24 protein-coding genes are annotated in these 26,538 nt (G+C 57.3%); 6 read left to right on the plus strand and 18 right to left on the minus strand.

Annotation, left to right across the window (positions count from 1 at the left end; all coding sequences use genetic code 11):
• Positions 1-159: 159 nt before the first annotated feature.
• Together EDC26_RS03800 and proC are read right to left on the minus strand one after the other, a co-directional pair.
• Positions 160-729: a VUT family protein gene (locus tag EDC26_RS03800; RefSeq protein WP_165930902.1), complete on the minus strand. Its 570-nt coding sequence runs from the start codon at positions 727-729 to the stop codon at positions 160-162.
• Entirely contained in the window at positions 726-1,559 is an 834-nt protein-coding gene (proC, locus tag EDC26_RS03805) for a pyrroline-5-carboxylate reductase (RefSeq protein WP_132579923.1), read from the minus strand. Before proC ends, EDC26_RS03800 begins: the two co-directional genes overlap by 4 nt.
• 170 nt (positions 1,560-1,729) lie before the next feature.
• On the opposite strand from proC, the gene ugpB reads away from it, so the two are divergent.
• The 4 genes from ugpB to EDC26_RS03825 all read left to right on the plus strand — a co-directional run bounded on the left by ugpB (position 1,730) and on the right by EDC26_RS03825 (position 6,070).
• Entirely contained in the window at positions 1,730-3,037 is a 1,308-nt protein-coding gene (ugpB, locus tag EDC26_RS03810) for a sn-glycerol-3-phosphate ABC transporter substrate-binding protein UgpB (protein WP_132579924.1), read from the plus strand.
• Positions 3,038-3,183: 146 nt separating this feature from the next.
• Positions 3,184-4,065, plus strand: coding sequence for a sn-glycerol-3-phosphate ABC transporter permease UgpA (ugpA, locus tag EDC26_RS03815; protein WP_132579925.1), 882 nt, complete (start codon positions 3,184-3,186; stop codon positions 4,063-4,065).
• A gap of 29 nt (positions 4,066-4,094) precedes the next feature.
• A complete protein-coding gene (gene ugpE, locus EDC26_RS03820; RefSeq protein ID WP_132579926.1) occupies positions 4,095-4,937 on the plus strand; it encodes a sn-glycerol-3-phosphate ABC transporter permease UgpE in 843 nt (280 codons plus the stop codon).
• 47 nt (positions 4,938-4,984) lie between these two features.
• On the plus strand, positions 4,985-6,070 hold the full coding sequence (locus EDC26_RS03825) for a sn-glycerol-3-phosphate import ATP-binding protein UgpC (protein WP_132579927.1): 1,086 nt from the start codon (positions 4,985-4,987) through the stop codon (positions 6,068-6,070).
• Positions 6,071-6,298: 228 nt separating this feature from the next.
• Here the strand turns inward: EDC26_RS03825 and EDC26_RS03830 are convergent, their stop codons facing one another.
• The 13 genes from EDC26_RS03830 to EDC26_RS03890 form a co-directional block, all read right to left on the minus strand.
• Positions 6,299-7,420: a branched-chain amino acid ABC transporter substrate-binding protein gene (locus EDC26_RS03830; RefSeq protein WP_132579928.1), complete on the minus strand. Its 1,122-nt coding sequence runs from the start codon at positions 7,418-7,420 to the stop codon at positions 6,299-6,301.
• Between the two features lie 141 nt (positions 7,421-7,561).
• A complete protein-coding gene (locus tag EDC26_RS03835) occupies positions 7,562-8,086 on the minus strand; it encodes a Dps family protein (protein WP_132579929.1) in 525 nt (174 codons plus the stop codon).
• Positions 8,087-8,296: 210 nt separating this feature from the next.
• A complete protein-coding gene (locus tag EDC26_RS03840) occupies positions 8,297-9,256 on the minus strand; it encodes a LysR substrate-binding domain-containing protein (protein WP_132579930.1) in 960 nt (319 codons plus the stop codon).
• Between the two features lie 66 nt (positions 9,257-9,322).
• On the minus strand, positions 9,323-11,377 hold the full coding sequence (gene recG, locus EDC26_RS03845) for an ATP-dependent DNA helicase RecG (protein ID WP_132579931.1): 2,055 nt from the start codon (positions 11,375-11,377) through the stop codon (positions 9,323-9,325).
• Between the two features lie 44 nt (positions 11,378-11,421).
• Positions 11,422-11,808, minus strand: a complete 387-nt coding sequence (locus EDC26_RS03850) for a Rid family detoxifying hydrolase (protein WP_132579932.1) — start codon at positions 11,806-11,808, stop codon at positions 11,422-11,424.
• An 86-nt stretch (positions 11,809-11,894) separates the two neighbouring features.
• Positions 11,895-12,671 (minus strand): ferredoxin--NADP reductase, encoded by a 777-nt coding sequence (locus EDC26_RS03855; RefSeq protein WP_132579933.1) that lies wholly within the window; start codon positions 12,669-12,671, stop codon positions 11,895-11,897.
• Between the two features lie 202 nt (positions 12,672-12,873).
• On the minus strand, positions 12,874-14,313 hold the full coding sequence (gene ntrC, locus EDC26_RS03860; protein WP_132579934.1) for a nitrogen regulation protein NR(I): 1,440 nt from the start codon (positions 14,311-14,313) through the stop codon (positions 12,874-12,876).
• Positions 14,310-15,362 carry a nitrogen regulation protein NR(II) gene (gene glnL, locus EDC26_RS03865; protein ID WP_132579935.1) on the minus strand — a complete coding sequence of 351 codons (1,053 nt, stop codon included), beginning with the start codon at positions 15,360-15,362 and terminating at the stop codon, positions 14,310-14,312. Before glnL ends, ntrC begins: the two co-directional genes overlap by 4 nt.
• Before the next feature lie 59 nt (positions 15,363-15,421).
• Positions 15,422-16,834 carry a type I glutamate--ammonia ligase gene (gene glnA, locus EDC26_RS03870; RefSeq protein ID WP_132579936.1) on the minus strand — a complete coding sequence of 471 codons (1,413 nt, stop codon included), beginning with the start codon at positions 16,832-16,834 and terminating at the stop codon, positions 15,422-15,424.
• A 119-nt stretch (positions 16,835-16,953) separates the two neighbouring features.
• Positions 16,954-17,184 (minus strand): hypothetical protein, encoded by a 231-nt coding sequence (locus EDC26_RS03875; protein WP_132579937.1) that lies wholly within the window; start codon positions 17,182-17,184, stop codon positions 16,954-16,956.
• 187 nt (positions 17,185-17,371) lie between these two features.
• Complete coding sequence (gene hemW / locus EDC26_RS03880) at positions 17,372-18,580, minus strand: radical SAM family heme chaperone HemW (protein ID WP_132580106.1); 1,209 nt, start codon at positions 18,578-18,580, stop codon at positions 17,372-17,374.
• 74 nt (positions 18,581-18,654) lie between these two features.
• Positions 18,655-19,254: an RdgB/HAM1 family non-canonical purine NTP pyrophosphatase gene (gene rdgB, locus EDC26_RS03885; protein ID WP_132579938.1), complete on the minus strand. Its 600-nt coding sequence runs from the start codon at positions 19,252-19,254 to the stop codon at positions 18,655-18,657.
• 25 nt (positions 19,255-19,279) lie between these two features.
• Positions 19,280-20,221, minus strand: coding sequence for a LysR substrate-binding domain-containing protein (locus tag EDC26_RS03890; RefSeq protein ID WP_132579939.1), 942 nt, complete (start codon positions 20,219-20,221; stop codon positions 19,280-19,282).
• Positions 20,222-20,333: 112 nt separating this feature from the next.
• Here EDC26_RS03890 and EDC26_RS03895 point away from each other — a divergent pair, with 112 nt between their 5' ends.
• A complete protein-coding gene (locus tag EDC26_RS03895) occupies positions 20,334-21,494 on the plus strand; it encodes an acyl-CoA dehydrogenase family protein (protein WP_132579940.1) in 1,161 nt (386 codons plus the stop codon).
• A 52-nt stretch (positions 21,495-21,546) separates the two neighbouring features.
• Positions 21,547-22,896: an MmgE/PrpD family protein gene (locus tag EDC26_RS03900; RefSeq protein ID WP_132579941.1), complete on the plus strand. Its 1,350-nt coding sequence runs from the start codon at positions 21,547-21,549 to the stop codon at positions 22,894-22,896.
• 23 nt (positions 22,897-22,919) lie between these two features.
• Here the strand turns inward: EDC26_RS03900 and EDC26_RS03905 are convergent, their stop codons facing one another.
• From EDC26_RS03905 to EDC26_RS03915, 3 genes are read right to left on the minus strand one after another with little or no spacing between them, the layout of a single operon-like run.
• Positions 22,920-23,615: a TetR/AcrR family transcriptional regulator gene (locus tag EDC26_RS03905; RefSeq protein WP_207915048.1), complete on the minus strand. Its 696-nt coding sequence runs from the start codon at positions 23,613-23,615 to the stop codon at positions 22,920-22,922.
• A gap of 21 nt (positions 23,616-23,636) precedes the next feature.
• Positions 23,637-25,007 (minus strand): MmgE/PrpD family protein, encoded by a 1,371-nt coding sequence (locus tag EDC26_RS03910; RefSeq protein ID WP_132579942.1) that lies wholly within the window; start codon positions 25,005-25,007, stop codon positions 23,637-23,639.
• A 10-nt stretch (positions 25,008-25,017) separates the two neighbouring features.
• Positions 25,018-26,526, minus strand: a complete 1,509-nt coding sequence (locus tag EDC26_RS03915) for an AMP-binding protein (protein WP_132579943.1) — start codon at positions 26,524-26,526, stop codon at positions 25,018-25,020.
• Positions 26,527-26,538: the final 12 nt, after the last annotated feature.

A 26,538-nucleotide genomic window follows, 5' to 3' on the forward strand; every position in this document is an offset into this window, starting at 1 on the left:
CCCGGATGAGGGTGGTCCAGGCGCTGCCAGGACATAAAGAAAATGCTCCCGCTCTGTTCAAGCCGGAGCACATCAGGGCCAATCTTAGGGTCACATTAGAAATTGGCCAGCGCGGCTATTCTGACGGCTCGCACCCACATTGTCACTACGGAAAACCCCTTAACTACTTTGCTGCATTGCAGCAGGTCGCGCCAAATTCCACATGAGAGCGCGAAAAGGCGCCAACATGGTTAGGTTGACGACCAGCTTGACGGCCAGGTCGCCCAGCAGCAAGGCGACCCAATGTATCCCGGTCCCGGCAAACGCCGCACTGAAAAACACACAGGTATCGAGCACGGCGCCCGCCACCCCTCCAATTAATGGAGCGCGCCACCAGCGCTGGTCGCGCAGCCGGTCGAATACGTAGATGTCCGCCATCTGTGCGCACAGAAATGCCAGGCCGGACGCGCCGGCAATGCGGGGTGTGGCCACCCAGAACGACACGATCAGCGCCACCACGAACCCCATCGCGGCCACCTGCCGCGCCGCGCGAGCACCAAAACGGCGATTGAGTACATCGGCCACCAAAAATGCGATGGGATAGGAAAGGCCGCCCCACGTGAGCCAATGATTGATGGGATATTGAACCAATATATTGGAGCCCACCACCACCACGCCCATGGCCAGTACCGCCACGAAAAATTGAGGGAGCGTCATGGGTACCGATACCCGGGATAAAGTAGTTGTCATTGTGCGAACTCGATCGCCAATTCAGCCGCCCGGTCCGATGCGGCCTGCATGGCCTCGTGAACAATAGCGGTAAATTGCCTTTGTTCGAATACGGCCAATGCCGCAGCCGTGGTCCCGCCTTTGGAGGTGACCCGTTCTCTCAAGACGGCCGGAGAATCCGGCGACAAGGCGGCGAGCTGGGTTGACCCATTCAAGGTGGCCAGCGCCAGTTGGCGCGACTGTTCGTCGTTCAGCCCCAGATCGCGCGCCCCTTGCATCAGGGCTTCGAGAAACAAAAACACATAGGCCGGGCCGCTGCCCGACAAGGCCGTTACCGCGTCAAGCGCCTTGTCGTCCTTGACCCAGACGACTTCACCCACGGCTCGCATAAGCTGCTGCGCGACGGCTTTATCGTCCTCGGAAACACCGGGTACAGCCATCAAGCCAGTCACGCCGGCGCCAATCAGCGCGGGCGTGTTGGGCATGCAGCGAACCAGGCACGTCCAGGGCTTGCCAGGCGCTCCCAACCAGGCGGCTATGGTGCCGCTGGTAATGCCCGCGGCAATGCTGATCACGAGCGTGTCGGGCCGTAAAAACGGCCGGCAGGCCAATACCACGGCTTTCATATGCTGGGGCTTGACGGCAAAGATCCACACGCGGCGATCGCTTAACTGGGCGTCGGGCACTGCAGCAACTGTCGTGCCCTGCTCGCGCCAGCGCGAGCGCACCGCCTCGTTCGGATCAATGACATGCACGTCGTGCGCGGCGCAGCGCTTGCCGATCAGGCCGGCCGCCAAGGCGGTAGCCATATTGCCGCCGCCGACCAGGGAGAGAGTGAGTTCTTGGGTCATAGGTGGCGTATTGTACGATTTTCCCGGGGATGCATTTCGCGTTTATATGGATTGACCGATAGATCGAGTGTCGTTACAGTCACGGCGTAGTCACAAACAAGTCATACACTTCCCCACACCGGGCCGAACACGCCACGTGGCGGCAGGTTTCTACCAAGGAGAACAAGCTCATGAGAGCGAAATACCTAGCCTTATCCCTCGCCGGCCTTATCGCCACAATCGGCACGGCGCACGCCGCCACCGACATCTCTTTCTGGCACGCCATGCAGGGGCCCTTGGGCGATCGGCTCAACTCCATTGTCGACCAATTCAACAAAAGCCAGTCCGATTACGTCGTCCATGCCGTCTATAAAGGCACTTATGCCGAAGCCATGAACGCAGGCATCGCCGCGTTCCGCGGCGGCAATGCACCCGACATATTGCAAGTGTTCGAGGTGGGCACCGCCACCATGATGTACGCCAAGGGCGCCATCGTTCCGGTTCAGGAAATGTCGGAGAAAGCCGGCAACCCGATCAACCCCAAGGACTTTCTGGGCGCGGTCGCCAGCTACTACTCCTCACCGGCGGGCAAGCTGGTATCGATGCCCTTCAACAGCTCCACGCCCGTGTTCTACTACAACAAAGACGCCTTTAAAAAGGCAGGCCTCGATCCTCAAAAGCCGCCAAAAACATGGAAAGAAGTGGCTGAAGCCGGCAAAAAGCTGCGCGCGGCCGGCCTGGAGTGCGGCTATACCACGTCATGGCCCGCCTGGATACAGCTCGAAAACTTCGGTGCCTGGCACAACAAACCCTATACAACCGAAGACAACGGCTTCGGTGGCCTGGGCGCCCGGCTGGAAATCAACAAGCCTATCTATGTACGCCACATGAAGTTCCTGGCCGATATGGCCAAGGCCGGCACCTTTACCTATGGCGGCCGGGGCGATACGCCTAACGCCCTGTTCATTTCCGGTAAATGCGGGATGTTCACGGGTTCAAGCGGCACCCGCGCCAGTATTCTGAAAAACGGCAACTTCAGTCTGGGCACCACCACCCTGCCTTATTATGCCGATGTCAAGGGTGCGCCGCAAAACACCATTATCGGTGGCGCTTCGCTGTGGGTGTTCGCCAAGAAATCTCCTGCCGTCTACAAGGGTGTGACGAAATTCTTTAAATTCCTCTCCAGCCCCGAGCAGGCTGCAGCCTGGCACCAGGACACCGGCTATGTGCCTATTACCAAAGCAGGCTACGATCTGACCAAAAAGTCGGGCTACTACGACAAAAATCCCGGCACTGAAATTGCCGTCAACGAACTCAACGCGACGACCACCAAGAATTCACGCGGTGTACGGCTAGGTTATCTGCCGCAAATACGCGATATCGAAGAAGGAGATATGGAGCAGATATTCGCAGGCAAGGTTACCGCCCAGGCTGGTCTTGACAACGCCGTCAAACGCGGCAACGAGCTGCTTGTACGTTTCGAGAAAAGCGTTAAGTAATTAACGTTCTCAGCCGACTGAAACCGTGAGAGATACCTCAACACCCAGGTATTGCTCACGGTTTTTTAGGTATATGCCACAATAGCGCCCGCAGCGGCCTGGCAACCGGGGATAATGGCCTGCAGCAGCAAGACAAAGGCACAAGCATGGAAAAACGCGTCGTTTTCAATCACAAGGCACTGCCCTACTTTCTACTGGCTCCACAACTGGCCATAACGATCGTGTTTTTCTTTCTGCCCGCGGGGCAGGCCATGTGGCAGTCGTTCCGAATTGAAGATCCGTTTGGCCTGTCATCCCAATTTGTAGGCTTGGCCAATTTTGTCGAGCTGTTTTCCAATTCCGACTACACGTACTCTTTTAAGGTCACCGCCGTCTTTTCCATACTGGTGGCTGTGCTGGGCCTGGGCATCTCTCTGGTTCTGGCCGTGATGGCCAATCGCGTGGTGCGTGCTTCGGGGCTATATAAAACGCTGCTGATATGGCCTTACGCTGTGGCTGCGGCGGTGGCCGGGGTTCTGTGGCTGTTCATGTTTTCGCCCTCGGTCGGCGTGGTGGCCGTATACCTGAGCCGCCTGGGGTTCAGCTGGAATCCGCGGCTCGACGGATACGACGCCATGACCCTGGTTGTTCTGGCGTCGGTATGGAAGCAGATTTCCTACAATTTCCTGTTTTTCCTGGCGGGGCTGCAGTCCATACCGCGTTCGCTGATCGAAGCGGCGGCGATCGATGGCGCGAGCCCCGCCCGGCGTTTCTGGACCATCGTTTTTCCTCTGCTGTCACCCACCACTTTTTTCCTGCTCGTCATCAATGTCATCTACTCGTTTTTCGACACCTTCGCCATCATCGACGTTGTCACCGAAGGCGGCCCGGGCACCTCGACCGCCATCCTGGTGTACAAGGTCTACAACGCAGGCTTCAAAGGCCTGGATATAGGGTCGTCAGCGGCTCAATCCGTGATATTGATGCTGATCGTCGTTATCCTGACGGTGATTCAATTCCGCTACGTCGACCGCAAGGTCAATTACTAAGCGCACATCAGCCATAACGAGACCTCGCCATGATAGAACGCCGCCCTTATCTGGATATTTTCTCCCACATCATTCTGATTGTCGGAGTGCTGGTCGTGGCCTTTCCTTTGTACATCACGTTTGTAGCCTCGACCCAAACGGCGCAGGAAGTGGCCCGGGCGCCCATGTCGCTGATTCCGGGCGGCCATTTTATCCAGAACTACATCAGCGTCTTGTTCGACGACACCAATGGCACCCCGCCCGTCGGGCGCATGATGTGGGTCAGCACCGTCATGGCGCTGGTCATCACATTCGGGAAGATCTCGATTTCCATGCTGTCTGCGTTTGCGGTGGTGTACTTCCGGTTCCGTTTTCGCATGTTTTTTTTCTGGATGATATTTGTCACGTTGATGTTGCCGGTCGAAGTACGCATTGCGCCCACCTACAAGGTCGTCGCCGACCTGGGGATGCTAAATAGTTATGCGGGCCTTACCTTGCCGCTTATCGCGTCGGCCACCGCCACGTTTTTATTCCGCCAGTTCTTCCTGACCATACCCGACGAGCTCATCGAGGCGGCGCGCATCGATGGGGCCGGCCCCATGCGTTTTTTCAAAGATATTCTGCTCCCCTTGTCGCGCACCACCATTGCCGCGCTCTTCGTCATCCAGTTCATCTATGGCTGGAACCAATACTTGTGGCCGCTGATCATCACCACGCAGGAAAACATGTACCCGGTCGTCATAGGCATCAAACGCATGATCGCCGGAGGCGATAGCGTCACCCAGTGGAATCTGGTCATGGCGACCGCCATACTGGCGATGGCGCCACCGGCGGCCGTCGTCATTTTCATGCAGAAATGGTTTGTCAAAGGCCTGGTCGATGCCGAAAAATAAATACGCCTCGAACACCCGGGCTACGCCACACTACAGGAACCCATCCGATGGCAACACTTAGTCTTCGCAACGTTACCAAAACGTATCCCGGCAATGTCGCGGTTATCCACGGCATAAACATGGACGTGGCCGACGGTGAATTCATCGTTATTGTGGGGCCGTCGGGCTGCGGTAAATCGACCTTGATGCGCATGGTCGCAGGGCTCGAGGACATCACGGGTGGCGAGATCGCCATCGACGGCAAGGTCGTCAACGAACTGGAGCCGGCCGAGCGCGATATTGCAATGGTATTTCAGAATTATGCGCTTTACCCTCATATGTCAGTCTTTCAAAACATGGCCTATGGCCTGAAAATACGCAAGCTGACCAAGGCAGACATCGAGCGGCGCGTCGATCGCGCGGCGCAGATTCTGGAGCTCGCGCACTTGCTCGACCGCCGGCCGCGGCAACTATCCGGCGGCCAACGCCAGCGGGTGGCCATGGGGCGCGCCATCGTGCGCGAACCCAAGGTGTTTTTATTCGACGAGCCTTTGTCCAACCTGGATGCCAAGTTGCGGGTACAAATGCGGCTGGAAATTCAGAAGCTCCATCGGCGGCTCGGAACCACCAGCCTGTACGTTACGCACGACCAGGTGGAAGCCATGACGCTCGCGCAACGCATGGTGGTCATGAACAAGGGCATTCCCGAACAAATCGGCACGCCCATCGAGGTCTTTGAAAAACCCGCATCGATTTTTGTCGCCAACTTTATCGGCGCCCCGCCCATGAACCTGATTCCCGTGCAGGTCGATGCCGAACGCCAACTGAAAAGCCGCAACGACATGGTCCTTGAAATCGACCCTCAGGCCGTTCCGGCGTCGTTGACCGGACGCAATGTCATTATGGGCATACGGCCCGAATACATGCGTCTGCATGCCCGAGGCATTGCTGTCGAGGTCGAAATGGTTGAAATTCTTGGCTCAGAACAGCTCATCCATGGCCGCCACGGCGATACCCTGCTTGTACTGCGTTGCCCGGTCAGCCTCACCGCCGCTCATCCGATTACGCCAGGCGAAACCGTGCAGATGGGCGCAGACGGCACCCATCCCCTGCACTGGTTCAACGCCGAAACAGGACGGCGCATCGAGGATTGAAGCCCGGCGTATAGGGGACTAAAAGCCGGCGAAAAAACGCGTACGTAAATTTTGTAGAGACAGGCCTTGTGCCTGTCATCCATGCAGGCTTCCGGCCTCGGTTATCAGAGATTGATGGCACCCACAAGGGGTGCCGCTACACGGACTGACGACACCCGCAAGAGGGCCGCCACAAAAACCAGGGGCACCCACGAGGGTGCCCCAACGGTTACGTCCGTTTTCGAACGATTATTTATACAGCGTTTTCGGGCCGTTTTTATGCCACATGAACACGTCGAACTTGAAGTTGGTTAAATCGCCCTGTTTGTTCCAGGAGATTTTGCCAATAGGCGTATCGACCGAGTGGCTGTGCAAATAAGCGGCCACCTTGGTGGGGTTATCGGCGCCTACACCTTTGATGCCATCGGCAATCGCTTCGGTTGCCGAATAAGCCGTCAACTGGAACGGACCGGTAGGATCGCGTTTCTTGTCGGTGAAAGCTTTAACGATGGCGGCATTGGCCGGGTTTTTGGAATAATCGGCAGGCAGGGTCAGGATCATGCCTTCGACGGCGGCACCGGCGATGGCATTGATGTCGGAATTGCCCACACCCTCAGGCCCCATGAAACGGGCTTTCAGGCCTTGCTCGGCACCCTGGCGCAGCAACAAGCCCATTTCAGGGTGATAGCCGCCGTAGTAGACGAAATCGACATTGTCCGCCTTCAGTTTGGTGATGACGGCCGAATAATCGCTGTCGCCCGCATTGATGCCTTCAAAAAGGACAACCTTGACACCGTCTTTGTCGAGCGTGTTTTTAACCGCGGTGGCAATGCCCTGGCCATACGACTGCTTGTCGTGCAAAACGGCAACGCGCTTGGGCTTGATTGTTTTGGCTATGAAGTTTCCAGCCGCCGGGCCTTGTTGATCATCGCGGCCAATGGTGCGGAAAATCATGTCGTAGTTCTTGCCATCGGTGACAGCAGGGGAGGTAGCCGATGGGGAAATCATGAGAACGCTGTTATCGTTGTAAATACTGGCCGCGGCAATGGTTGCGCCCGAGCAGACCGGCCCCACCACATAGTGGATTTTGTCATTGACGATACGATTGGCGACGACGGGGCCTTGCTTGGGTTCGCAACCATCATCGAGCCTGACCGCTTCAAGTTTTTTGCCCAGAACGCCGCCTTTGGCGTTGATTTGCTCAATAGCGGTGTCGACCCCTTGCGAAACAATATCACCGTATTGGGTAAGCGGCCCGGTAAATGGGCCAACAATGGCAATTTTGATCGTGTCGGCGCTGGCGGCACTGGAAACTAGCATTCCAACCGCCAAACCGATGGCAGCCGCTACTGGCGTAAAACGAATATTCATAAGTCCTCCTTGTTTTGACGCCGCAAGCATACACCCAAAGATCGAGCGCTGCCTAGGCCCAGATAGCAAGGGTTTTCGCTATGAAAACCCTGCCCCGGACAGGGCGTTTTCAGGCGTTGGCGGCCCGCTCCGCGGACCGAACTACTGCAACAGGCTGCGCAGCATCCAGGCGTTTTTCTCGTGTATGTCCAGGCGTTGCGTGAGAAGGTCGGTGGTAGGCTGATCGTCGGCCGCATCGGCCCGCTTCAGCGCAGCGCGCGCTGTTTTGGCGACAGCCTCATTACCTTTGACCAACAAACGCACCATCTCCTCGGCATTGGGCACGGACGCCGGCTCGGTTATCGACGAAAGCCTTGCATATTCGGCATAGGTGCCGGGCGCGTAATGGCCCAATGCACGTATCCGCTCGGCAATGCTGTCCAGGGCCTGCCACTGCTCTGTATATTGAGTCATGAACATGAGATGCAGCGTATTGAATAAAGGCCCCGTCACGTTCCAGTGAAAATTATGGGTCATCATATATAAGGTATACGAATCGGCCAGCATTTTGGACAGTTCGCTTGTCACCGCAGCGCGATCTTTCGCGGAAATGCCAATATCGATAAGGACGGCCTGACTGCCAGATTTTGCCGCGCCGGACTTTCCCGTTTTTGCTGCCTTTGCCATACTAACCTCCGAAGAAAATGAATAAGCGATGCGGTTCAAGGTTAACACGCACCGTTTTCTAAAATGATGACGGGTATTGGTTTTGAAATAGGGAGGCGCGGCGCGGGGAAATGGCACCCACAAGGGGTGCCGCTACAACGCTGCGGATATGTTTTTGTAGCGGCACCCCTTGTGGGTGCCATTTCAGGCAATCAAACACCCGCCCACCGATCAAACCGTAACCGCCTCGCCGACCGGCTGATCATTATGCAAATAATTGACGCCGGGTAGCTTGCAGTTGTGGATAGCCGCGGTCAGCGCATCGATGGCCGAGGGGCGGGGAAAGCTTTTACGCCAGATCAAAACGACGCGCCGATCGGGCACGGGCTTTTTAAACGGAATATAGCTGAGCAAATCGTTTTGCAGCCCCTGCATGGACAAGGAACTGGTCGGCAAAACGGTAACGCCTATGCCCGCAGCCACCATATGGCGTATGGTCTCGAGCGAGGAGCCCTCAAAGGTACGCTGAATGCCGTCGCTGGCGGCGGAATAACGCGACAACTCGGGACACACCTCGAGCACCTGATCGCGGAAACAGTGCCCAGAGCCCAGCAAAAGCATGGTCTCTTTCTTGAGATCGTGCGCGTCGATCTCTTTGAGCGCAGTCCACGGATGATGCTTGGGCACGGCGACCACAAAGGGCTCGTCGTAAAGCGCACGCACCATCCACCCCGATTCGGGCAAAGGCAAGGCTACGACGGCGCAATCGATCTCGCCCTGGCGCAGCAATTCGAGCAGACGCGCCGTCAGGTTTTCCTGCAACAATAGCGGCATCTGGGGGGTCGTCGCGATCTGTGTAGGAACCAGGCGGGGCAATAAATAGGGCCCAATCGTATGGATCACACCCACGCGCAAAGGGCCGGCTAGCGGATCATGGCCTTGGCGCGCAATTTCACGCAGATTGGCGCCCTCTTCCAGCACACGCTGGGCCTGCGCCACCACGCGCAAGCCAATAGGCGTAACGCCCACCTCGCCCCCTCCCCGCTCGAAAAGAATCACGCCCAGCTCATCTTCCAGCTTGCGTATCGCAACCGACAAAGTGGGCTGGCTGACAAAACAGGCTTCGGCCGCCCGCCCGAAATGACGCTCCCGGGCCACGGCCACCATGTATTTCAATTCAGTCAAAGTCATGTTGTTTCTCGCAGTAATAAATGCCAATCCGGTTTTTCATGAAATCTCGCCATCCATAGCCGATCGTCAGGTACGTAAAAAATCCTGCTTGCCGCGCATCCAACGCGCCAGATGGGCTTGCGCCTGCGCCGGAAAATCCGCCCTCATCTCGCGAGCCGCATCCTGAGCCTGCAAGACGATGCGCGCGTCGGTCTCCAGGCTGGCAAAGCGCAGCAGTTCCAGCCCCGACTGCCGTACACCCAGAAACTCTCCCGGGCCGCGCTGCTCCAAGTCACGCCGCGCAATCTCGAAGCCGTCCGCGGTTTCGTACATGGCGCGCAAACGCTGTCGCGCAATCTGCGACAAAGGCGCCTGATACATCAACACGCAAACCGATTGCACCGTGCCGCGGCCGATCCGGCCGCGCAATTGATGCAGCTGCGCCAGCCCGAACCTCTCGGCGTGCTCGATGACCATAAGCGAAGCATTGGGTATATCCACACCCACCTCGATAACAGTCGTCGCGACCAGCACATCGATGCGGCCATCGCGAAAATCCTGCATAACGCATGCCTTGTCGGCGGACTTCAGGCGTCCATGCACCAGCCCCACACGCAAATCGGGCAGCGCCTGGACAAGCCGCGCATGCGTATCGACAGCGGTCTGAAGTTGCAGGACCTCGCTTTCCTCGACCAGCGGGCATACCCAATAAGCCTGTCGGCCCAGCCTGATTTCGTCGACGACGCGGGACATGACCTCGTCGCGGCGGGTATCGGCCACCAGCTTGGTCAGAACCGGGCTGCGGCCGGGCGGCAGTTCGTCAATGACTGAAACATCCAGGTCGGCAAAAAACGTCATGGCCAGCGTGCGCGGTATGGGCGTCGCGCTCATGCTGAGCTGATGGGGAATCAGGGCATCCGAGCCGGCCTCGCCCTTGCGGCTGAGCTGCAGCCGCTGCCCGACCCCGAAGCGGTGCTGCTCATCGAGCACTACCAGGTCGAGATGCGCAAAGACCACCTTGTCCTGAATCAGCGCCTGGGTGCCTATGATCAGCTGCGCCTGGCCGCTGGCCATCGCCTCGGCGACCTGTCGGCGAGCCTTGGCATTTATGCTGCCGGTCAGCCACACGATTTCCACACCCAGCGGCTCCAGCCACGCCGCCAATTTCTGAAAATGCTGTTCGGCCAGGATTTCAGTGGGTGCCATAATGGCCACCTGCGAGCCGCTGGCAATGGCTTGCGCCGCCGCCAACGCGGCAACCACCGTTTTGCCGCTACCCACGTCGCCTTGCAGTAAGCGATGCATGGGAAACGACTGGCTCAAATCGTGCCTTATTTCGGCTACAACCCGCTCCTGCGCTGCCGTAAGCGCAAACGGCAACTGGCGCAACAAGGCCGCGACCAGGCCGCCATTGCCTGCCAACGGATGCGCACGCTGCTTCAAGCGGGCAGCGCGCGCCGCTGCCAACGATAGTTGCTGTGCGAGCAACTCATCGAACTTAATGCGGCGCCAGGCGGGATGCCCATGCTCGATCAAATCGGAGTACGACACGTCGGGCGGCGGATGATGCAATACGCGGATGGCCTGCGCAAAGGGAACCAGCTCGTAACGCGCACAGATTTCGGGAGGCAGCGTATCGGACAGATCTGCTTCGTTCAGCGCTTGATCGATCGCGCGCCGCAAAGTCGACTGCATCAAGCCGTTGGTGGTGGGATAGACGGGCGTGAGCGCATTGGGCAAATCGCCGCCGGCTGTGGTTACCTTTGGATGAACCATTTCGCAACCCGAAAAACCGGCCCGTACGTCGCCGCGCACGCGCACGCGCTTGCCGACGGCAAGCTGCTTATGCTGGCTTGGGTAAAAATTCAGCCAACGCAGCGCCAGCTCGCCCGTTCCGTCCTCAATAAGCGCAAACAATTGGCGACGAGGTCGAAACTGCACTTCGCTGCGTACAACCTGCCCTTCCACCTGCGCGGTTTGCCCCGCGCGCAAGGAAACAATCGGCACAATCCGCGTTTCGTCTTCATAGCGTATCGGCAAATGCACGACAAAATCTTGCGGATCCTTCAAGCCCAGATGCAAGAGCTTGCGCTCGATCAAAGAAACGGGCTTGACGTCCGCGCGGAGTGGCGAGGGACGCACGGCTGCCTTAGAGCCTGGTCGGACGCGCGCTTCGGGCACGGAGTTTACAGGACAATAATTGCTTCGACTTCGAACTGGGCGCCCTTGGGCAGGCTGGCCACGCCTATCGTCGAACGCGCGGGAAAGGGCTGGGGGATGACATCGGCCATAATCGCATTGGCACTGGCGAATTTGCTCAGGTCCGTCAGAAACAGCGTCAATTTGACGATATTTTCGAACGTGCCGCCGGATGCTTCGATCACGGCCTGCATATTGGCAAAGGCCTGGCGCACCTGGCCTTCGAAATTTTCGGAAACCAGCTCGCCCGTCCCGGGTTCCAGGCCGATCTGGCCCGATAAATACACCGTTTTTCCGGGCCCTGCGGCCACCGCCTGCGAATAAGGGCCTACCGCTGCCGGAGCCGCGTCCGTGTGAATAATCTGTTTGGCCATGAAAACCACCTCTGATGAATTAAAACAACTATCAGAGTGTAATCATCTATAGAGAATATTAAAAGCCCCCGGAAGCCCCAAAGCGCTTATTTATCTACGAAAGCGCGTTCGACGACATAATCGCCGGGCTGACCGACACCGGTCGATGCCACGAAGCCGCGCGCCTTCAGCATCTGGGTGATGTCGGCCAGCATATGCGGACTGCCGCAAATCATGCCGCGATCGGTCTCGGGATTTAGAGGCGGCAAGCCGATATCCTGAAACAAACGCCCGCTTTCAATCACCTCGGTGATGCGTCCTTGATTGCGGAACGGCTCACGCGTAACGGTCGGGTAGTAGATGAGCTTGCCTTGAATGTGCTCGCCGAAATACTCATTTTTGGGCAACTCGCCCTGAATGTAATCGGAGTAGGCCAGTTCGCTGACGTGACGCACCCCGTGCATCAACACCACTTTTTCAAAGCGATCGTACACATCGGGGTCTTTGATGATGCTCATGAAAGGCGCAAGCCCCGTGCCTGTCGCAAACAGATATAGATGCTTGCCCGGCTTCAGATCATCAACCATCAGGGTGCCTACCGGCTTTTTGCTGACCAGAACCGAATCGCCCGCCTGCAAATGTTGCAGGCGCGACGTCAGCGGCCCGTTTTTGACCTTGATACTGAGGAATTCCAGGTTTTCTTCGTAGTTGGCGCTAGCAATGCTATAAGCACGCAACAACGGCTTGCCGTTGACCTCAAGGCCCAACATGACGAAATGGCCGTTATGAAAACGCAGTGCCGAATCGCGCGTGGTGGTAAAAGAAAACAAGGTGTCGTTCCAGTGACGAACGCTGAGCACTTGCTCGGAATTGAAAGCAGCCATACATAGTCGATAAAAAGGAATACACCGATTTTAACCTACCTGGCCCGAAGCCTGCCTCTTGGCGCCTGGAGGATTGTGTGGCGGCAAGTACGTTTTGTAGCGGCAGCCCTTGTGGCTGCCATCTATGTTCTATACATGCCATCTTTTATCAACGATTTTGGCAGCCACAAGGGCTGCCGCTACAGACGACGGGCACAGCGGCTTAGGTCTCTTCCAGACCCAGTTCCTGGCATTTGCGCGTTAGCGTATTGCGACCGATACCCAAGCGCTGCGCCGCCTCGGCGCGCCTGCCGTGACTGTGCACCAGCGCGGCGCGCAGCAGTATGCGTTCAAAGTCGCGCGTCAGGGTGCTCATGACGGCTGGTTCGCCGTGAGCCAATCTATTCCTGACCTGACGCTCCAGCAAGGCCGCCCAATCCGGTTCGATGGCCGCCTGGGCCTGTTCGTCCGTACGAGGCGCATCTGCCGGACGCCCGTTGGGCCCTGCGGCCAGGGCACTGATTTCAGGCGGCAAATCGTTCACGTCGACCACCTGGCCGGCCGACATGACCGACAGCCAGTGGCAGAAATTTTCAAGCTGGCGAATATTGCCCGGATAATCAAACGCAATCAGCGCCTGCAAAGCACCGGGGGTAAGGCGGCGCGCCGGCACAGCCAGGCTACGCGCGCTGCGTTCCAGAAATAATCGCGCCAATGCCGGGATGTCTTCCTTGCGTTCACGCAGCGGCGGCAGGCGCAAACGGATCACGTTCAAACGATGGAACAAGTCTTCGCGAAACTGCCCTTGCGCTACGCGCTGCTCTAAAGGCTGATGCGTCGCTGCCACGATACGCACATCGACACTGACCGCCTGTGAACCGCCGACACGATAAAAACTGCCCTCGGCAAGCACCCGCAACAGGCGTGTTTGCAGCTCCAGCGGCATATCGCCGATTTCATCCAGAAACAGGGTTCCTCCGTGCGCAGCCTCGAAGCGCCCGCGGCGCAGCGTCGTGGCACCGGTGAAGGCGCCTCGCTCGTGACCGAATAACTCGGCTTCGAGCAGATCGCGCGGTATGGCCGCCGTATTCAGCGCAATGAACGGACCGTCGGCCCTGGCGCTATGGATATGCAAGGCGCGCGCAATCAGCTCCTTGCCTGTACCCGATTCCCCGGTGACCAGCACGGTTGCCCGCGATGTGGCCAAGCGGCCAATGGCGCGAAACACATCCTGCATCGCCAGCGACGCAGACTGCATCAGGGTCGCATCGCCGGTGATTGGCGAGGCGGGAGCCGGTGCGCTCTGCTCCTGGGCGGCGCGACGAATCAGATCGACGGCTTCGTTCACGTCGAATGGTTTGGCCAGGTAATCGAAAGCCCCTTTCTGGAACGCCGATACCGTGCTGTCCAGATCAGTGAACGCCGTCATGACAATGACGGCCAACTCAGGGTGACGCTGCTTGATGGCCTGCAGCAGGCTTAACCCGTCCTGGCCGGGCATGCGCACATCGGTCACCAATACCGACGGCGTGGCCTCTTCCAGCGCCTCCAGTACGGCAGCGGCCGACTCAAAGCTTTGTACGTCGATCGACACACGCGCCAGCGCCTTTTCCAGCACCCAGCGGATGCTTTGATCGTCATCGACTATCCAGACGGGTTTCACGACAGCTCCAAGGGCAAAATCATGCGAAATTCAGTGTGGCCTTCCGTCGAGTCAAACTCGATAACGCCGCCATGCTGCTGGACGAACTCCTGTGCCAGGCTTAGGCCCAGGCCGGTGCCACTGGCCCGTCCCGTTACCAGGGGATGAAAAAGCTTGTCGCGCAGATCGGCTGGTACGCCCGGCCCGTTATCGATAACGGACACAACCATACCCAGTTTGACTGGCCGCGTCGCCAGCACCAGCTGCCGCCCGACACGGGTGCGCAAAATCAATTTCGGCGGATGAGCTGAACGGCTTTCAGTCAGCGCCTGAGCCGCATTGCGCACCATATTCAACAGGGCCTGCAAAAGCCGGTCATGGTCGCCCATGAGCTCGGGCGCCGAGGCGTCGTAATCACGCACAATTTCTATTTGAGCGGCGTATTCCGCCCGAGCCAAGGTGTATACCAACTCGCATATCTCATGGATATTAAAGCGCGCCCGTTTCAGCGTAGCGCCCTGAGGCGCGATCAATCGATCCACCAGGCCACTCAAACGATCGGCTTCCGCCATGATCACGCGCGTGTACTCGCGCAGCGACTCCGTCTTGAGCTCGGTTTCGAGCAACTGGGCGGCGCCCAGGATTCCGCCCAGGGGATTCTTGACTTCGTGCGCCAGATTGCGCAGCGATTCGCGCTGCACATCGAGTTCTTGGCTGAGATGACGATTGCGCTCAAGCAAAATGTGATGCTCGAGCTCCCGCACTTCCAGCAAAGCCGCCCAGGGCGGCTGCGGCGAGTGCACCAGGGTCAGGCTGACCGGCACCGGAAGACCGCGCCGATCAACCGTCATATCCTGACGCAAGACACCGATTTTGCCTTCTATGGCCGACGCAATGTGCGCCGCCAGCGACGCATCGGCATTAAAAAGAAGGTGGGCCGACACCCCGCTCAGTTGCTTGCGCGATAAGCCAAACAGTTCTTGAGCGGCGGCGTTGGCATGTACGACTGCGCCTTGCTCATCCAGAAGCAATATGGTGGTGGCCAGCAGATCGTAATTCGCAATGTCCATCGCAATGCAGCGTCCATTTGGTTTGGTGGTTGCGAATCCGGCACCGGCCACCAGGCAGATTACAGGCTGTAGTACATATCGAACTCAACCGGATGGGAGGTCTTGCGCAAGCGCGTGATTTCTTCCATTTTGAGTTCGATATAGGCGTCGAGCATATCGTTGCTGAACACCCCACCGCGCGTCAGGAACTCGCGATCGCGATCCAGTGCGGCCACCGCTTCTTCAAGCGACGCGCACACCGTCGGGATCTTTGCATCCTCTTCGGGCGGCAGATCGTACAGGTTCTTGTCGGCCGGATCGCCGGGATGGATTTTGTTTTGCACGCCATCCAGACCCGCCATCATCAACGCCGAAAATGCCAGATACGGGTTGGCCAGCGGATCCGGGAACCGCGCCTCGACGCGGCGAGCCTTGGGGTTGCCTACGTAAGGAATGCGCAGCGACGCCGAACGGTTGCGGGCGGAATACGCCAGTTTTACGGGCGCCTCGAAATGCGGTACGAGCCGTTTGTACGAATTGGTACCCGGGTTGGTGATGGCATTCAACGCACGGGCATGCTTGATGATCCCGCCTATGTAGTACAGCGCGAATTCCGACAAGCCGGCATAGCCATTGCCCGCAAACAGGTTCTGCCCGTCTTTCCAGATCGACTGGTGCACGTGCATGCCCGATCCGTTGTCGCCGACAATGGGCTTGGGCATGAACGTGGCGGTCTTGCCATACACATGAGCCACGTTATGAATGGTGTATTTCAGGATCTGGTTCCAGTCGGCGCGCTCGACCAGCGTGCTGAACTTGGTGCCGATTTCCATTTGGCCCGGAGCAGCCACTTCGTGGTGGTGCACTTCCACGGGCACGCCCTGCTGCTCGAGCAACAGGCACATTTCCGAACGCATGTCGTGGAAGGAATCGACGGGAGGCACGGGCATATAACCGCCCTTGACGCCGGGACGATGCCCCAGATTGCCGCCGTCCATATCCAGGCCTCGCGACCAGGGTGCCTCTTCAGACTTGATCTTGACGAAGCAGCCCGACATATCGTCGTTCCAGGTAATGGCGTCGAACACGAAAAACTCGGGCTCAGGGCCGAAATAGGCGGTATCGCCCAGGCCACTGGATTTAAGATAAGCTTCGGCGCGCCGGGCCAAGGAGCGTGGGTCGCGATCGTACCCTTTGAGGTCGGAAGGCTCGACCACATCGCAGGTCAGATTCAGCGTAGTCTCTTCGCGGAAAGGATCCATGCGCGCCGATTTGGGATCCGGGATCAACAACATATCCGACGCTTCAATGCCCTTCCAGCCCGGCAGCGACGAACCGTCGAAGGCCTGCCCGGCTTCCATCTTCTCTTCATCCACCATATGAGCCGGCGTCGTCATGTGATGCTCGCGCCCCAGGGTATCGGTAAAGCGAAAATCGACAAAAGCAACTTCGCGTTCTTTAATAAGCTTAACTACTTCTTCTGCAGTGGACATGTGAGCTCCTGGGCAAATAATGGATCAAACCGAGATGAAATGGCTTGGTAGACTGAAATAGATGGGAACTAAAGGGCTGAATAAATCGGATATTACTATCTTGACTTAGCTTAAAGCACTTAAAGCAAAAATTGTGCCAGCCTGGGATGAGCTGGTTGTAATGCGTGGATGGCACCCACGAGGGGTGCCGCTACAAATGCCTGGCTGCCGTTAATGACGCGGATGGCAGCCACAAGGGCTGCCGCTACAAATGCCTGGCTGTCGTTAATGTAGTGGCAGCCCTTGCGGCTGGCAAATCGTTGAAATTCAAGGCCGCCTCTACTAACCCCGCAGAGAATTATCTCTGCCATTGCATGTCCCGCCAGTGCAGCCCAAAATCTCCGCCCCGATAGTCCAAAGAGATCACAAGAAAACGCACCATAAAAGTGCATTTAACACACATTCGCACCAAACAGGTGCATATTCTAGTGCATAATCGTCTTTGCACCGCAATGAGCCCAATACGACACTGCCCACAAGACATCCGAAAATCGCACGTTAGGCCAAAAATTCTTCTTGCAGATCATTTAAAAACTGCCAGCCCAGCGCGGTAGCTTTGAAACGGGTTGGATCGGATTCCAACAAGCCCCTGGCGACAGCGCGGTCGATCGCCGGGGCAATGGCCAGGACCGAAAGCCCCGTGCGTTCAGTAAAACTGCTGGCGGCAACGCCATTTTTCAGGCGCAACACATTCAACATGAATTCAAACCCCAGCTCATCGGCGCCCACCGTACGCTCTTCGGCAATATGGCTGCCATCGAGCCGAGGGGCATGCTCCATCCAGGACACTGGGTTCTTCAGCTTGGCGTGCCGCGTAATTTTGTCGTGAAACGTCAGCTTGCCATGCGCGCCGGGACCTATGCCCAGGTAGTCGCCAAACTCCCAATAATTCAAATTATGGCGGCAGCGTGCGTTGGCCTTGGCATAGGCCGAAACTTCATAGCGTTCCCAGCCGCCTAGCGTTGTTTGTTCGGCGATCATGTCTTGCATGGCGGCGGCGCTATCGTCATCGGGCACGGCAGGCGGAAATTTGGCAAATACGGTATTGGGCTCCATCGTCAGGTGGTATAGCGACAAGTGCTCGGTATTGAAAGATATGGCTTGACGCAAGTCCCGCCTGCAGCCATCCAGCGACTGCGAGGGCAAGGCAAACATAATATCCAGATTGACACGGCCGACAGCCTTTTGAGCGATTTCGATGGCCGCACAGGCCTGTTTGGCATCGTGTATACGCCCCAAGGCCTTAAGCGCCTGGTCGTTAAAACTCTGTATGCCCAGCGATATGCGGTTGACCCCGCTGCGGGCATATTCGGCAAAGCGCCCCGCCTCAACCGTGCCGGGATTGGCTTCCAGCGTAATTTCGGCATCGGGCAGGATATTCAAATACAGGCGGAACATGGCCAGCATCTGATCGATGGCCGCCGCCGACAGCAGGCTGGGCGTACCCCCACCGATAAAGATGGTCACCACCTGGCGTCCCCACACCAATGGCAGGGCCTGCTCCAGATCGGCGCGCAGGGCCGCCAGGTATTGCTGCTCGGGCAACTCGCCCGACAAGGCATGCGAGTTGAAATCGCAATAAGGGCACTTGCGCACGCACCAGGGCACATGCACGTATAAAGATAAAGGCGGTTGGCTGCCAAGCGTCGCATGCACCGGCGTGACCAGTTTGGCATGAGACTTGGCCGATCGGCCTTCTGGCTGGATTGAAAAAGTGGGATGCACCGAAATCTCGCAACAGGTTGTGGGTAGGGCTATGCAGAGGCGCTCGGCGCGGGCGGCTATGCCCGCAGCGCCTGCAATAATTTGACCAATGCCTGGGCGCGGTGGCTCCGACGGTTTTTTTCCGCCGGATCCAGTTCTGCAGCGGTCTTACCCAAATCAGGCAAATAAAAATGGGGATCATAGCCAAAGCCCGAAGCGCCTTTGGGCGTATCGATGATCTCGCCCCGCCAGAGGCCTTCGGTCACAATTGGCCGCGGGTCGTCGGCCGAACGCAGGTACACCAGTACCGCCACATACGAGGCGGACCGATCGCCCTGGGCAGCCAAGGCCTGTACTAAATAGCGGTTATTGGCGGCATCGGATTTTTCGCCGCCATTACGCAAGGCGTAACGCGCCGAATACACCCCGGGCGCGCCGCCCAGACAATCCACGCAAAGACCCGAATCATCGGCCAAGGCGGGCAGACCCGTTTGGCGGCAGGCATGGCGGGCCTTGGCCAGCGCGTTTTCGACAAACGTTGCAAAAGGCTCTTCAGCCTCCGACACGCCCAGATCGCCCTGTGCCACCATGGCAATGCCGGCGCCGCCCAGGATGGCCGAAAATTCCTTCAGCTTGCCCGCGTTATTGGAGGCAAGCACGACTCGGGTATCTGACATAAGGTGATAAACGTAAAGGTTCAGTTTACTCGAACCCGTCTGTGTCCTGGCGGGATTCCCCCGAGTTGGCCTGCGCACCGTCCTGCACCAGTAGAGACACCAGCTCTTTGGCAAAGACCGGCAGCTTATCGAACTGCCGCACGCATATATGGAGCTTGCGCAACGCCCAATCGTCAGCCAGCGTAATGACTTTCAGCGGCAGGTTTTGCAGATATCGGCGCGCGGCCGTTTCGGGAATCACGCCAATGCCGACCTGGGCGGCAATCATCCGGCAAGCCGCCTCGAAATTGCTGACCTCGACCCGAAAGCGCAAGACGCGCCCGATATCGTCCGCCGCTTGCAATAAAAACGCATGTATTGCACTGGCCTCGGATAAGCCCACATAATCGTAGCCTAGCGTATCTTCGAAGCTCAGGACATCATGCTCGGCCAGCGGATGGTCGGTACGCGTCACCAGCACCAGCCTGTCGTTGCGATAAGGTAAAAATTCAACCCCTTCGCCACCGCCCGCCTGAGCGGTAATGCCAATGTCGGCCGCTCCATCAACCACCGCCTTGACCACCAGATAGCTCAGGCGCTCGCGCAGTTCGATATTCACATCGGGATGATTCGCCAGATACTGCCCCAGAACAGCGGGCATGAACTCGTTCATGGCGGTCGTATTGGCGTAGACCCGCACGCAACCTTTGACGCCGCGGGCGTACTCCTGCATATCGCCGCGCAGATGCTCAAGCTGGCGCAGCACAATGCGCGCATGCTGCACAAATGCCTCACCCGACGGCGTCAGCGTCACCCCCTGGCTATTGCGATACAACAACGCCGTACCTAGATGATTTTCAAGATTCTTGACGCGGTTGCTGGCGGCGGGCAGAGACAGAAAGCTGCGTTCGGCGCCTTTGGTCAAACTGGACACACCCGCTACATTGACCATCAATTGCATATCGGTCAGGTCAAAATGCAACGCCATGGAGTGTCACTTCCTTTAAAAAAAGCTAAGCCACGCTTAAGCAATCAATAATAGGCAAACCTATGCCTTTCGGGCATTGTAGCGACATTACAATGAATTCAGGCCATTCCCGATGCTAGAGTCAAACCGTCAACACCAGGATATCCGCGACGCCATCCGTGATTTATGCGGCCAGTTTCCACCCGAGTATTTTCGCAAAATCGACGAACAACGCGGCTACCCCGAAGAATTCGTCAACGCGCTGACTCAGGCGGGCTGGCTGGCGGCGCTGATCCCCCAGGAATACGGCGGTTCAGGCCTAAGCCTGACCGAAGCCTCCGTCATTATGGAAGAAATCAATCGTTCAGGTGGAAATTCCGGGGTCTGCCACGGCCAAATGTACAACATGGGCACCTTGCTGCGCCACGGCTCTGCGGAACAGAAGAAACGCTACCTGCCCCGCATCGCCACCGGCGAATTGCGCCTGCAGTCAATGGGCGTGACCGAGCCCACCACCGGCACCGACACGACTAAAATCAAGACCACCGCAGTCAAAAAAGGCGACCACTACGTCGTAAACGGCCAAAAAGTGTGGATTTCGCGTATTCAGCATTCGGACTTGATGATCCTACTGGCGCGCACTACCGCGCTGGACGAGGTCAAGAAAAAATCCGAAGGCATGTCGATTTTCATCGTCGATCTGAAGCAAGCCATAGGGCACGGTCTGGAAGTGCGGCCCATACCCAATATGGTCAATCACGAAACCAACGAACTGTTCTTCGATAACCTTGAAATCCCGGCCGAGAACCTGATCGGAGAAGAAGGCAAAGGCTTCAAATACATACTGGACGGGCTGAACGCCGAACGCACGCTGATTGCGGCCGAATGCATCGGCGACGGCTACTGGTTTATCGACAAAGTTTCAGCCTATGCCAAAGAACGCGTTGTCTTTGGCCGGCCCATCGGCAAAAATCAGGGTGTGCAGTTTCCCATCGCCCGCGCGCTGGTCAATATCGAAGCCGCCAGCCTGATGCGCTACGAAGCCTGCCGCCTGTTCGACGCGCAGCAAGCCTGCGGCGCCCAAGCCAATATGGCCAAACTGCTGGCGGCCGACGCATCGTGGGAAGCGGCCAATGTCTGCCTGCAATTCCACGGCGGATTCGGTTTTGCCAACGAATACGATATCGAACGCAAGTTCCGTGAAACCCGCCTCTACCAAGTGGCTCCCATTTCAACTAATCTTATTCTGTCCTACGTGGCCGAACATGTATTGGGTTTACCGCGTTCGTTCTAGACCCAGGCCGCCATCCGTCCCTACCCATTCACCTCTTGCGTCCAACAAAGCCATGAACCATCCTAGTGCCGAACTAAGCCGATTTGTTGCCGAACTGAGTTTCGACGACATCCCCGAATCTGTCTTGCGTCGCGCCGAAGACTTCCTGCTCGATTGCCTGGCCTCGATTCTCGCCGGATCGAGCAGCAGGCCTGTGCAGGCCATTGCCAGCTTTGCGCGAACCATGGGACCGGCCGGCGGCCCGTCCGAAGACATGGTCGCACGGCGCGGCTCAAGCCCCTTGTTTGCGGCCCTGGTCAATGCCGCATCCGCCCACATGGTCGAGCAGGACGACGTACACAACGGCTCGGTATTTCATCCGGCCGCGGTCATATTTCCGCCGGCCATCGCCACGGCTCAGGCTTTGGGTCGTTCAGGTAAAGAACTGCTGGTCGCGGCCGTTGCGGGCTACGAAGCCGGCATCCGCATCGGCGAGTTTCTGGGACGTACGCACTATACCGTTTTTCATACCACCGGCACAGCGGGGACACTGGCCGCCGCCATGACTGTAGGGCGCCTGCTTAATCTCAATCCGGCGCAAATGCTGCACGCCCTGGGGTCAGCGGGAACCCAGGCCGCTGGTCTGTGGGAATTCCTGCGCGACGGTGCCGACTCCAAGCAACTGCACACCGCCAAGGCCGCGGCCGACGGCCTGACCGCCGCCTGGCTTGCGAGCGACGGCCTCACCGGGGCCAGCCACATTCTTGAAGGCAAACAGGGGTTGGCCGCAGGCATGTCGCAAGACGCCGACCCCGCACGGCTTACCAGCGAATTGGGATCACGCTGGGCCCTGGTCGAGACATCGTTCAAATATCACGCCTCCTGTCGCCACACCCACCCGGCCGCCGACGCCCTGCTTGCCGTGATGCAGAAAAACAAATTGGAATTCAACAATATCGCTTCTGTCGTGGCTCACGTGCACCAAGGCGCCATCGATGTGCTTGGGCCGGTTGTCAAACCAACCTCTGTGCATCAGTCCAAATTCTCGATGGGCACCGTACTGGCTCTTATTGCACGGCACCGGCATGCCGGTTTGCCCGAATTCGACGCCGCCCTGCACGACGCGGCCATCGCCGATTTTCGCGACCGCGTCACAATGCGGCTCGACCCCGAAATCGATGCCGCCTACCCTAAACAATGGATAGGCAAGGTGACCGTGCAAACCCGCCAGGGCCAGACGCTGACGGGGCGGGTCGATGTGCCCAAGGGCGACCCCGGCAATACGCTGACTCGGCCGGAAATAGAAGAAAAGGCCTTGCGCCTGGGTTGTTATCGCAATGCGGCGGCGCCTGAAGAGGTGCAGAGCATGATTGGCAAGGTTTGGGGGTTGGCTGAGTGCGAGCGGGTGGGGAATTTTCTGTAGATTAAAAGGCAGCAGTCGACAGTCTAGGCTGGGACCCCTTCCAACCCATATCGAATAAATTTCATATAAGTATCGGCTACGCCTTTTGGCAACGTTTTATTCTTGCCGCCACCGTACATGTATTTCAAAGCCAAATAGCTGCGTGCAGCCATTAGCATGTATACGATAACTTCCAGCTCTTCCACTTTATAGGCGGGAAATTCGCCTTGCCGATGAGAGTGCTGCAGAAACCGCGTGTATTGCTTGACCAGAATATCAAAATGCTTTTTATGACTTTCCGGCGCAAAGCTTTCAGCCTCGTTCAGTATCCGGAAGAAGTGAGGCTCCTGCTGCAGAAAGTCAAAGAAACCAAGAAAACCGCGCCTTTCCAGTTCGGCGAAGCTGTCTGCGCCCAGAGCGCTTTGGCGGATATGTTGCTGCATTTTTTCACCCAAATCGGGTAACAGCGTATCGAGAATATCCTGGCGAGTTTCAAAATAATTATAAAAAGTACCTTGCGCCACGCCTGCCTTCTGGGTGATACGCGTGATCGACGCCGCTGCGTAACCTACTTCCCCTACGACCTCTGCGGCGGCCCATAACAAGGTATCGCGCACCCGTTCCGATTTTTCCAGACGATTTCGGCCTTCACGCCAGTGCCCCGGGTGCTCATGGCCGACACCTTTCTTGGGCTTTGAAGATGTGGGTTTCGAAACTGTTTTCTTTTTTGAAATTGCCATTTGATTTGAAAACTCTAAGGATTAATTCGAAGCTGCACCGATCGGCAGAGCCGCAAAGCACGCAAGTACTTCGCCAATATCGTGACGCTCAGGATCATCGACAAAGCGTTCAAGGCGTTGATAAACACTCTCAGGCACGTTACTTTCGCTACCCACTCGGCGGATAAGCGCCGATACCCCTGAGCGGGAATAGGCATAATCGGCCGTCGTCATCTGCTGATCATGCGCAATGCTCTTCCCGCCATCCAGCTCGACCTCAATGACGCAACACAGTTTGTTGACACCTGCGTCGGTCACCAGATCGATGCGCGTAATCAACTCGTTAACCTGCGCATCGTCATAGATCGTCATCGCGTTCAGATCGGGAACCCCATATAGTAAGGTATTGGCAATGCAAAACGGAATACTCATCAAGGTCCCGGAGATGCTGTTGAATGGCCCTTTTGAATCCATGCCTGCATAGCCCGTTTCGTACGGATTCATCCTGACACGCACGCGCCGCATGCGGGCTGGCACGATTCCTGCCATCTTTTCACGCAGGGCGAGCGCCGCCGTGACGGGCGTTTGATTAAACGCACAAACCGGGTAAGGCTTGAATGTTACCCGATGAATGGCCCATTTTTTCCCCAAGCCCGCAACCAACTCGGCCACATTGCACTGCGTGCGCGCAAATACTTTGACAAAACCCGCACTCCCCTCAAAGGCATGGGGAGCCGACACGGAACCGGCCAGCGCCAATTGAGCCGCCGTATAGCCGGTTTGGCCCACCACACCAACCTGGTAGCGCCATTCGTCGGTCCCATCGGCAAATGATTGCAAAATACCTCCGGCAAAGGAAGCGGCATTCGATAACGCGGCAGCGGTCTGCTCCGAAGAAAGATCCATCATTTTGGCTGCTCCGGCCGCCGCGGCGACCGTACCGTATACCGTTGATGCACGCAATCCACCCGGAGTCGTATTGCCGGCATAAGCGTCTTCAAAAACTCCGCCTGCTTCGTAACCTGCCAAAAGCGCCGGAATCAGGCGCGACATGGGGTAACCGTCCGCCTCGATCATCGCCGTAAGCAAAGGCACGAGGATGGCCCCAAAATGAGCGGCGCCGCAGGTATCTTCTTGCGCACGGCCGTGAAATAGCGCAGAGTTTGCCAACGCTGCGCCGGCAACGGTAGTACGGCGGCCATCTCCCAGTAAAGTCGCGCCATTTTTACTACGCTCCCCATTCATGGCCAGTGCTGCACGTCGCGCAACAGGCGCATAGGGTGTGTTGCGACACCCCAAACCGATGCCATAACTATTCAGTAGACAGGTTTTGGCCTTTTCCAGCACATCCGCCGGAAGGGTTGCAGCATTCAGAGAGACAATAAATTCCGCAATTGTTTTACTTAGGCTCATAGCGATTCCTTTAGTTTGATGACGTGCCGGTCGATAACTCCTGGCGCAGCACGCGTTTGAGTACCTTGCCGCTGGGATTGCGTGGTAGCGCATCGCGCACAATCAACTTCCTGGGCACTTTGAAACCAGCCAGATGCTGGCGGCAATATGCGGTCAGTTGATCCAGGTCCAGCGTCTGTTGTGGCTGCAAGGCAACGACGGCGGCCACGCATTCGCCCCAGCGTTCATCGGGAAGCCCAATGACGGCAACGTCGGCGATCTGCGGCAGCATGAAAATAATGCGCTCGACTTCGGACGACGAAATATTCTCTCCACCGCTGATGATCATGTCTTTTTTTCGATCGGTCAGATAAAGAAAACCTTCGGCATCCAGATGCCCGACGTCTCCTGTACGAAACCAGCCATCGAAGAAACTTAGCCGCGTCTTTTCTTCCTGCTTCCAATAACCATGCGTCACCTTGGGCCCACGCAGGCAAATTTCACCGCTCATGCCGGGACGTACGGGATGGTTTTGCTCATCAAAGATCTGTATCTCTATGTGAGGCAAGGCACGGCCTGTAGATCCAATTTTTTCGATTTCGCGGCCAGCCTCCATGAAGGTATCGCCGCCACAGCTTTCGGTCAGGCCATACGCATCGATATACCGCCCTTGCGTAAACACCTCGCTAAACATGCGAATCCGTTTTTCGGGCGTCTTTTCGCCACCGCCTATGCACCATTTAAAGCTGCTCAGGTCGCGCTTGCTGTTTTGTCCGCATGCCAATAACCGGCCAACCATGACAGGCGCCAGCCAGGCCCCGGTAAGCCGTTCATTTTCTATGGCGGCAAGCGCCTGCTCTTCATCGAAATTGCGTTGCACCAGCAACATGCCTCCGAGATACAGCACGGCAGTCCCTGGCAAATCAAAAGCGCCAACATGATAGAGGGGTCCGACGACCAGTAAACGTTCCTCGGCCGTGAGACCAAGCGAGGCAATATGATCCAGACACTTCCAGTAGTAGTTCTGATAAGTGTGCATGACCCCTTTGGGGCGATCGGTCGTACCCGATGTGTACATCAGACGAAATAAATCATCCGGATTGCGCGGGACCGCCGGAGCTTTCTGGGCATCGCCAGATATATGACGCGTGTCTTCCTGCGCGCCGCTGTCCACGAACACCACGGAATCAAGAATACCGGCCACCGTCTCTTCGTACTCGGCATCGGCAAATAAAAAAACCGCATCCGAATTGCCAACGATATAGCTGATTTCCGGACGGGACAGTCGAAAGTTAATAGGTAAGAAAACAGCAGCAATATGACTGACGGCAAAAGCAACCTCAAGAAAAGCCGCACTGTTTTTCATGACAACGGCAACTACCTGGCCAGGCCGCACACCCTTAGCTTTCAAGAATCCCGCCATCTTCAACAGGCGATCAGCCAGTTCCGCATAACTGATTCTTTGCCGTTCGTAAACGAGAGCCAAACGGTCGGGAGTACAAGCGGCATGAAATAAGATTTGTGCGCTTAGATTAACCATGATGATAGTGAC

This window comes from Paralcaligenes ureilyticus, assembly GCF_004346225.1.
Taxonomy (GTDB): Bacteria; Pseudomonadota; Gammaproteobacteria; order Burkholderiales; family Burkholderiaceae_B; genus Paralcaligenes; species Paralcaligenes ureilyticus.

Bases quoted from the DNA above. Each gene is read 5' to 3' on its own strand.
- EDC26_RS03800 (WP_165930902.1), bottom strand. From the start codon at position 729: ATGACAACTACTTTATCCCGGGTATCGGTACCCATGACGCTCCCTCAA.
- proC (WP_132579923.1), bottom strand. From the start codon at position 1,559: ATGACCCAAGAACTCACTCTCTCCCTGGTCGGCGGCGGCAATATGGCT.
- ugpB (WP_132579924.1), top strand. From the start codon at position 1,730: ATGAGAGCGAAATACCTAGCCTTATCCCTCGCCGGCCTTATCGCCACA.
- ugpA (WP_132579925.1), top strand. From the start codon at position 3,184: ATGGAAAAACGCGTCGTTTTCAATCACAAGGCACTGCCCTACTTTCTA.
- ugpE (WP_132579926.1), top strand. From the start codon at position 4,095: ATGATAGAACGCCGCCCTTATCTGGATATTTTCTCCCACATCATTCTG.
- EDC26_RS03825 (WP_132579927.1), top strand. From the start codon at position 4,985: ATGGCAACACTTAGTCTTCGCAACGTTACCAAAACGTATCCCGGCAAT.
- EDC26_RS03830 (WP_132579928.1), bottom strand. From the start codon at position 7,420: ATGAATATTCGTTTTACGCCAGTAGCGGCTGCCATCGGTTTGGCGGTT.
- EDC26_RS03835 (WP_132579929.1), bottom strand. From the start codon at position 8,086: ATGGCAAAGGCAGCAAAAACGGGAAAGTCCGGCGCGGCAAAATCTGGC.
- EDC26_RS03840 (WP_132579930.1), bottom strand. From the start codon at position 9,256: ATGACTTTGACTGAATTGAAATACATGGTGGCCGTGGCCCGGGAGCGT.
- EDC26_RS03850 (WP_132579932.1), bottom strand. From the start codon at position 11,808: ATGGCCAAACAGATTATTCACACGGACGCGGCTCCGGCAGCGGTAGGC.
- EDC26_RS03855 (WP_132579933.1), bottom strand. From the start codon at position 12,671: ATGGCTGCTTTCAATTCCGAGCAAGTGCTCAGCGTTCGTCACTGGAAC.
- glnL (WP_132579935.1), bottom strand. From the start codon at position 15,362: ATGGACATTGCGAATTACGATCTGCTGGCCACCACCATATTGCTTCTG.
- glnA (WP_132579936.1), bottom strand. From the start codon at position 16,834: ATGTCCACTGCAGAAGAAGTAGTTAAGCTTATTAAAGAACGCGAAGTT.
- EDC26_RS03875 (WP_132579937.1), bottom strand. From the start codon at position 17,184: ATGGCAGAGATAATTCTCTGCGGGGTTAGTAGAGGCGGCCTTGAATTT.
- rdgB (WP_132579938.1), bottom strand. From the start codon at position 19,254: ATGTCAGATACCCGAGTCGTGCTTGCCTCCAATAACGCGGGCAAGCTG.
- EDC26_RS03890 (WP_132579939.1), bottom strand. From the start codon at position 20,221: ATGGCGTTGCATTTTGACCTGACCGATATGCAATTGATGGTCAATGTA.
- EDC26_RS03895 (WP_132579940.1), top strand. From the start codon at position 20,334: ATGCTAGAGTCAAACCGTCAACACCAGGATATCCGCGACGCCATCCGT.
- EDC26_RS03900 (WP_132579941.1), top strand. From the start codon at position 21,547: ATGAACCATCCTAGTGCCGAACTAAGCCGATTTGTTGCCGAACTGAGT.
- EDC26_RS03905 (WP_207915048.1), bottom strand. From the start codon at position 23,615: ATGGCAATTTCAAAAAAGAAAACAGTTTCGAAACCCACATCTTCAAAG.
- EDC26_RS03910 (WP_132579942.1), bottom strand. From the start codon at position 25,007: ATGAGCCTAAGTAAAACAATTGCGGAATTTATTGTCTCTCTGAATGCT.
- EDC26_RS03915 (WP_132579943.1), bottom strand. From the start codon at position 26,526: ATGGTTAATCTAAGCGCACAAATCTTATTTCATGCCGCTTGTACTCCC.